Below are 7673 nucleotides of genomic sequence, written 5' to 3'. Positions count from 1 at the left end.
GAGTTGGTTGAGATCAGGTGCAGTACTTACCCGATCCAGTAGCATTTGTAAGTGAGAGACAGGAGCAGCACAGTCACCAGCGCAATGATTGCGGCACTGGTGAAAACCAGGGATTGCCTCCCCGGCAAGCCCCCCATGAATAAAGAAAGTAACTGTCCGGAAAAAATCGCAATTGAAAGGTACGCAAGGTTACGTTCCATCTGAAGTACGTCACTCCGCTCAACGGTCATGTGGTTGTCGGTCCAGGCCAGGAACGTTGAAGTGCTTCATTCAAAAAGCGGGTGAAGGCTTGCACCCGAGCGGTATGTCTCAGGTCCTGATGGGTGAGGACCCAAAGTCCCGTTTTGAGGGCGTTGAGTCCTACGAACGGGACCCGCTCTAGCCCGGGGGTTGAATCTCCCAAATAGCAGGGAAGTGCGGCTATTCCCAAGCCCCCCAGCGCTGCTTGCCTAAGGGTGACCAAAGAGTCGGCCTTGAAAACAATGGACGTTGCAGGAATGCTGGCACGCAGCCATTTTGCAATATCCATTTGACCAAGTGCGAGATCCGGGGCAAGCCATCGATTGAAGTGCGCCGGATCAACGCTCCCATGACGCTCAGAAAATCCCCTGGCAGCGTAAACGGCAAACCCGACATCGGCGATACGCCTACCGATCAATGCGTCGGGAGGACTGTCACTGGTTCGTATTGCTACATCTGCATGCCGTTGGGCCAGATCGCTGATGAAATTGCCGGTGGTGACTTCAAGTGATATCTCGGGATGGAGTTCACTGAACCCTCCAAGTGCCTTCGGTAAAATGGATGCCATCAAAGTATCGCAGGTGGTAATGCGGAGTATGCCCTCTAATCGCAGATCCTTGCCTTCGAGTTTGCGGGACAGTTCGCTGACGGCGATATTCATGATTTGTGCTGTCTGCAGTAATTCTTCTCCGGAGTCAGTCATTGTGTAGCCGGTCGAGAGGCGATCAAATAGTCGAAATGCATGAAGTTTTTCGAACGCATTGATACGCCGCAGCACGGTGGTGTGATTAAGATGAAGTGCGCGTCCGGCAGCGGCAAAAGACTTGTGTTCGGCAACGGCAAGTATCAGGCGTAGATCGTCCCAGTCCCAAGTGTGCATATATGCAGTCCGTAATAGCTAAATTGCAGATTGTAGGGTTGCTGATTACTCGCAACAATATATTCGGAAGGCAGCGCAACGTGCGCTGTCAGTGTTATTTTGGAAGTTGTATGGACGATTCTTAAGGTATCTCCTATGGTGTTTTATTGCTTCGGCTGACAGCTGGTATTGCGTTGCTGGCGCACTCTCTATATTTAAAGGTTCTCGTTTTTACAATGTCAGGTACTTCAAGTTTTTTTGAGTCGATTGGCTTGCCGGGTGTGTTGGCGTGGCTGGTTCTCGGAGTTGAGGTCACCACGGGTGCAATGCTGGTGCTGGGCTTTAAAACTCGCTATGCGGCCTTGGCRGCCATTCCTGTTTTATTGGGTGCCACCTGGGCGCACTCGGGTAATGGCTGGCTGTTCAGCAGTACCGGCGGGGGCTGGGAGTACCCGGCATTCTGGACGGCGGTGCTGATTGCTATCGCGCTGTGTGGCGATGGTGCTTATGCCCTAACGCCGCAGCGTGCATCGGATAAAAATGCCGCCAGCTGAAAGACGGAACAGACGTCCTGAAAAAACCATGACCGCTGTCCAGGCCGAAGCTCCGTTGCCAACTGAACTCTGGTGCGGTTTTTGGCCAACTGGCGGATCAGTGCAACTGCGCAATGAAAAGCCACCCTGATGAGGTGGCTTTTCATCACATGCTACGGGCCTCTTGCTTTAGTCGACCAGTATTCGAATGTTTGAGGTGCCCCACATGGTGTAAACATCGGCGAGCAGTGCACCGTTATTGATGTCTTCCAATTCAGCTTGTGTAATCTCGGCATCGCCTTGTTTGCCATAGAGCGTTACGGTATCGCCGGGCTTGACGTTTTTTATGTCGGTCACATCTACCATAACTGTGTTCATCGAGATTTTTCCGACTGTGGGCACTTTCACGCCATTGATGACGACAAAAGACTTGTTGGTAAACACTCGGCGGTAGCCATCTGAGTAACCTACTGGGATGTTGGCGAGCCTGGAGTCTCGAGTCAGTGTGAGGGTGCGGTCATAGCCCACTGTGTTTCCGGCAGGATAGGTGTTGACCGTAGCAACCTTGCTTTTGAGTGACATGACGCGTTTCAGCTCGGCGCGGCCGATCAAATCGCCGTAAAGTGCTCCGCCCACGCGCACCATGTCCAAGTGGGTTGCCGGGACGTCAAGCGTTGCGAACGAGTTGGCACAATGAACGGTGATTTCGTCACGGTTCAAGTGGGCAGTCTTGATGATCCAGTCCTGCTCCGACATGAACTTGTCATAGGCCTCCATGACGAAGGCCTTATCCTCGACGGCGAAATGCGTCATGATCCCGGTGACCTTCAGTCCCTTCATTGAGGTGATTTCCAGCACGTCTTTTTTGCCCTGCTCGGTGGCAAGCTCCAAGCCATTCCTACTCATGACGCCCGCATTGGTAACGAGATGAATTTTGATGGGCTTGCCATTGTGTTCTGCCAGCGTGCTGATGGCTCGGGCTACCTGTGCATTGCCGATAAGCTCTTCAATGTCATAAGGCAATGCGCTGACGATTTCTCCCTCCGTGGCTTGCCGAACGCGAATTATTTTTCCTGTGTAGCCCTCTTTTCTGGCAATTCGCGCTTCTTCATTACTCGCAATGCCGATGCAATTAATGCCCGCTTCCATGATCGTCGGAATCAATAATGCGATACCGTGGCCATAAGCATCTGCTTTCATCACAGCGCACAAGCTACTGCCTTTCGATAATCTGCTTTTTACGAATTCGATATTTTGCTTGAAAGCAGATTTACTGATCTCTAACCAGGCGTTTGTTTGGGATATTGTTGCATTTACGTCCTGCTTGAAGTTGTACTCCTGTAGCAGCGGTGCAGCGAAAGCCTGAGTGCCAAGTGCAATGAGACCTACTGCGACAAAGTGAGAAAATGTTGTTTTCATTATTTCATCATTTGAGTACTTTTTTGCAGGGGAAGTTAGTTCCGTGTTATTCACTCAATGCTACACCTTCAATGCACAGGTGCCAGTTGGCAAATGGCTTGTTGCATTGAGCTTTYTGCTTGTTGTAGCAAGCTAACTGCTCGTGATGGTTGTTCTGAAGTTAGTGTCTTTGCTGTTTCTTCCAGGTGGGCGGGGAGGTGTGGGAGCAGTTCGTGAGAGGGGAGGTAAGTGATGACTCTTTTCACTTGTCGGACGGCGACCTGTTCCAGCCAGCCCTTGAGTCAACGCCGGCGTCACACGCTTCTATTGGATTAGGCCCCATGCTCTTGGCTGCATGGAACCACTTCAAGGCTTCAATTGCTCTCTTGTCTTCCCGTCACTCTCCATCCCTCAACACAACGTTTACACTTAACGGCTCCGCACTCTCGAAGGAATCTCCCCGGTGAACGTCAACGACGCCAGTTTCGAAGAACTGCTCAACGCTTTGCATGACGGCGTCTACATCACTGATGGCGACGGCAAGACGCTGAAGGTCAATCAAGCCTATGAGCGCCAGACCGGGCTCAGTGGTGCTGATCTCATCGGCCGATCCATGCAGGAGCTGGTGAAGGAGGGCGTCCTCTCGCAATCGGCCACACTGCGTGTATTGCATGAAGGTCGGCCGGTGTCGGTGATGCAGAGCCTGAGTCAGGGCAAGAAATTGTTAGTTAGCGCCACGCCGATTCTCGACGCTGAAAACCGGATTTCATATGTTGTCAGTACCGTACGCGACATGACTGAACTGCTGCGCATGAAACACGAGCGCGATGAGTTGCAACAGCTTAAACAACTGCGCAACAGCACCGCCAAACTTCATGCTGGCCAACGAGACAACCTCCTGCGTTCTCCGCTTATGGCCGATCAGGAGGTTTCCGGCCGCGTCTTCTCGCTGGCCCGGCAGGTTGCCAGTAGCTCGGTGAAGGTTTTGCTTCAGGGAGAAACCGGCGTCGGAAAGACCCTCGTAGCGCAATTCATCCACAACGCCAGTCCGCGTGCCAGTGAACCATTTCTCGCCCTCAACTGCGGTGCACTGCCCGAGAATCTGATCGAAGCCGAGCTGTTTGGCTATGCGCCTGGAGCGTTCACAGGCGCAGGCCCTAAAGGCAAGCGTGGCCTACTGGAGCTTGCGCATCACGGAACATTGTTTCTCGACGAAATTGGTGATTTGCCACTCCCGGTGCAGGTCAAGTTACTCAAGGTGATCGAAGAAAATCGCTTCATTCCTGTCGGTGGCCTGGAGTTGAAGGAGGTCGATGTGCGCATCATTAGCGCCACCCACCATGACCTCACACAGTTGGTGGCTGAAGGACGTTTTCGCGCTGACCTGTATTACCGGCTCAACGTGGTGCCGATCAACATTCCGGCACTGCGCGAGCGCAGTGAGGAAATCCCGCCGCTGCTGCATTACTACCTCGACAGCTTTAATGTCCGTTATCAACGCCAGGTTCAATGGAGTCTCGAAGCCCTCGATCTGATGTGCGACTACGCCTGGCCCGGCAACATCCGCGAGCTGATCAACATCGTCGAACGGCTGGTGGTGACCAATCAGACCGGGACTATTGAGGCGCTGGACATGCCTGAGGAGATCCTCAACCTCAACCCGCTGAATACCGATGACAGCCGCTTACCGCTGCGCAAGGTATTGGAAAATGCCGAGCGCAGTGCGATTCGTGCCGCGCTGCGTGTGCACAAGACCACGCGCCTGGCGGCCAAGGCGTTAGGCGTGAGTCAGGCGACCGTGGTGCAGAAAATGAAACGCTGGGAACATTCTGATTAGGATTTTAATCAGCCCCGAATAAATCGATCAGAAAACTAATCAGGACTGACCGGTAAAACCCCCTCCTGTTTTCGTGCGAATCGCGCAAAGGCCCACGCCACAGGGCTTTGCGGGTATTGGCACGTCTTTCGCTAACGCATATGGCACGTCTTCCAATAAAACAACATCCTCTGGACGAGCACTATGAACATCTCTGCTTTCAAAATCGCCAACAAATTGATCACTGGACAAGGCGCTATCGAGCAGCTTTCGGCTGAACTGACTCGCCTCAATGTCAAAAACCCGCTGATTGTCACCGACGCCATTCTGTTGGAATCCGGCACTGTTGATCTGGCGCTGGCGCAACTGGGTGGGCGCCGTTACGGCATTTTCGATCAGGTCAAACCGGAGCCTGAAATTGCCATCGTTGAGGACTGTACCCGCACCTATCGCAAGGGCAGCCACGACGGGTTGATTGCTGTGGGTGGCGGCAGCGCAATCGATATCGCCAAGGGCGTCGCGGCGTTTGCCGGACATGAAGGCCCGCTGGCCGAACTGTTCGGTGTCGATCTGGTGAAACGCAAAGGCCCCGTGCTGATTGCCATTCCGACGACCGCTGGCACCGGTTCGGAAGTGACCAACGTGGCCATCTTTTCTGACAAGCAAGCGAAGCTGAAGAAAGGCATTGTCAGCGACTACCTGCTGCCTGACGTAGCGCTGGTCAGCCCGATCATGACCCTGACTTGTCCGCGCAGTGTGACAGCGGCCAGCGGTGTCGACGCGCTGGTGCATGCGGTCGAGTCCTATCTTTCGGTGAATGCTTCGCCCATCACTGATGCCATCGCGCTGGGTGCGATCAAGCTGATCGCCAAGGCGTTGCCCAAGACTTATGCCAATCCGTCCAACCTCCAGGCCCGCGAAGACATGGCCACCGCCAGCCTGATGGCCGGCATGGCATTTGGCAACGCCGGGGTAGGCGCGGTGCATGCGCTGGCGTACCCGTTGGGCGGCCGGTTCAACATTGCCCACGGTGTCAGCAACGCCTTGCTGCTGCCGTACGTGATGGAGTGGAACAAGATGGCCTGCGTCGAGCGCTTCCGTGACATCGCCGAAGCCATGGGCGTGCGTGTCGCCGACCTGAACGACAAGGAAGCGGCGGATCAGGCTGTCAAAGCCATGGCGGATCTATGCGCCGCTGTGGATATCCCAACCGGTATGCGCAGTTTCAACGTGCCTGAGGATGCCATCCCGGCGATGGCCGAAGAGGCCAGTAAGATCGACCGCTTGATGCGCAACAACCCGCGCAAGTTGACCGCCACCGATATTGAGAAAATCTACCGCGCAGCCTACTGATCCCGAAAAGCCGCGACGCCCCAGCCTGGCGGTTCGGGCGTCTGCCATTACAAGACCAATAAAACAGGTGCACTCAATGTCCAACTCTACTGCGCAGCGGAGCGAAAGCCCGTACATCCCGCTGGGTCCTTTCAAGGTTCGGTTGCCGTTTATTCACTACAAAATCGAGCTTCCGGACTACCTCCAAGGCTTGCTGATGTGTGCCGTGGATCTGGCCGCCATTCCGCTGATGACCGAACTGCTCGGCATGCCATTTGAGGTCGCGTTGGCTGTCGTGATGCTCAACGGCTTGCTTTACCTCGTGCACCATTTGCTCGGTGACCCGACCGTACCTGGCTGGATCACCCCGGCGGTACCCCTGTTGATGGCTTACTGTGCTCAATTTCCAATGGGCCCGGAGCGTGTCCACGCCTTGATTGCCTTCCAGTTGATGTTGGGGGTTTTTTCAATTGCCCTAGGGGCTACCGGGATGGCGAAGAAGGTTGTGGAGTATGTGCCCTCAGCGATCAAATCCGGGATTATCGTCGGTGCCGGCTTGAGTGCGGTGATCGCGGTGTTCCAGGTTGGCGGTAAATTCAATGTGCTGCCCTGGACCATTTCCATTGCGGTCGGCATCGCCTTCTATCTGATCTTCTCCCAGCACTTCAACGAACTGAAGCAGCGCAACCGCTTCTGGTGGAACTTCGCCAAGCTCGGCATCTTGCCGATCATTCTGTTGGCGGTGGTGATTGCGCCGCTTTTCGGTGAGGCGCCATGGCCAACCATTCAGTGGGGCATCAGCAAACCGGATTTCGCCGGGTTGTGGAGCAACTACACCGTGTTCGGTCTGGGCATGCCGCCACTGTCGATGTTCATCTCCGCGTTGCCGACCATGCTGGCGGTGTACATCATTGTCTTCGGCGATGTGCTCAGTGCGAAATCGCTCCTCGATGAGGCGGAAACTGTCCGCACTGATGAAGTCGTCGACTACAACGCCGATCGCTCTCACCTGATCTTCGGCGCGCGTAATGCGTTCATGAGTATCTTTGGCCCGGATGTCGCCATGTGCGGCCCAAAATGGGCGGCGATGCTGGTGGTGGTGATCGAGCGTTTCAAAGGTGGGCCGAAGGCGATGAAGTCGATCATCGGCGGTGTCGGGTCGTTCCGTTGGGGGACCAACACCGGTCTGCTGTTGTTGCCGGTAGTGACTCTGGTACAGCCGATTCTCGGTGTTGCTCTGTCGCTGACGTTGCTGATCCAGGGTTATGTGAGTGTGCGTCTGGGCATCCTTGAAGCTCGTAGCCAGCGCGACTTGGGTATCGCGGGCGTGATCGGCGCGGTACTGGCGATCAAGGGGGCGAGCTGGGCATTCGGGATTGGCGTTGTGTTGTGCTTGCTGATCTACGGCAAAAACTTCTTCAAGGGCGAGGTGGATGGGACATTTGCCAAGGATCTGAAGGCGGCGCCTACCAAGCCAGCCAAAGGTGCTGAGTCG

Annotated in this window: 6 protein-coding genes; 4 read left to right on the top strand and 2 right to left on the bottom strand. The window is 54.8% G+C overall.

Annotated features, from left to right (window positions below):
* Positions 1–226: 226 nt before the first annotated feature.
* Entirely contained in the window at positions 227–1120 is an 894-nt protein-coding gene (locus AC1DVH_RS23385) for a LysR family transcriptional regulator (RefSeq protein WP_477755812.1), read from the bottom strand.
* A 146-nt stretch (positions 1121–1266) separates the two neighbouring features.
* Here AC1DVH_RS23385 and AC1DVH_RS23380 point away from each other — a divergent pair, with 146 nt between their 5' ends.
* A complete protein-coding gene (locus tag AC1DVH_RS23380) occupies positions 1267–1653 on the top strand; it encodes a DoxX family protein (RefSeq protein ID WP_477755811.1) in 387 nt (128 codons plus the stop codon).
* Positions 1654–1821: 168 nt separating this feature from the next.
* Here AC1DVH_RS23380 and alr read toward each other — a convergent pair whose 3' ends face one another.
* On the bottom strand, positions 1822–3105 hold the full coding sequence (alr, locus tag AC1DVH_RS23375) for an alanine racemase (RefSeq protein WP_477755810.1): 1284 nt from the start codon (positions 3103–3105) through the stop codon (positions 1822–1824).
* A gap of 388 nt (positions 3106–3493) precedes the next feature.
* Here alr and AC1DVH_RS23370 point away from each other — a divergent pair, with 388 nt between their 5' ends.
* From AC1DVH_RS23370 to AC1DVH_RS23360, 3 genes are all read left to right on the top strand, one after another.
* The gene (locus AC1DVH_RS23370; protein ID WP_477755809.1) at positions 3494–4867 is read left to right on the top strand and encodes a sigma-54 interaction domain-containing protein; all 1374 of its coding nucleotides are present in this window, start codon (positions 3494–3496) and stop codon (positions 4865–4867) included.
* A 183-nt stretch (positions 4868–5050) separates the two neighbouring features.
* The gene (locus AC1DVH_RS23365) at positions 5051–6199 is read left to right on the top strand and encodes an iron-containing alcohol dehydrogenase (RefSeq protein ID WP_477755808.1); all 1149 of its coding nucleotides are present in this window, start codon (positions 5051–5053) and stop codon (positions 6197–6199) included.
* A 76-nt stretch (positions 6200–6275) separates the two neighbouring features.
* Positions 6276–7673, top strand: a 1398-nt coding sequence (locus tag AC1DVH_RS23360; RefSeq protein ID WP_477755807.1) for a hypothetical protein, incomplete at its 3' end; no start/stop codon positions are given.

Source organism: Pseudomonas sp. P4_C3 (assembly GCF_056402075.1).
This window is presented reverse-complemented; position numbering and strand designations above follow the sequence as displayed.

Excerpts from the sequence above, each read along its gene's own strand:
- AC1DVH_RS23385 (WP_477755812.1), bottom strand. The coding sequence starts at position 1,120 with ATGCACACTTGGGACTGGGACGATCTACGCCTGATACTTGCCGTTGCC.
- AC1DVH_RS23365 (WP_477755808.1), top strand. The coding sequence starts at position 5,051 with ATGAACATCTCTGCTTTCAAAATCGCCAACAAATTGATCACTGGACAA.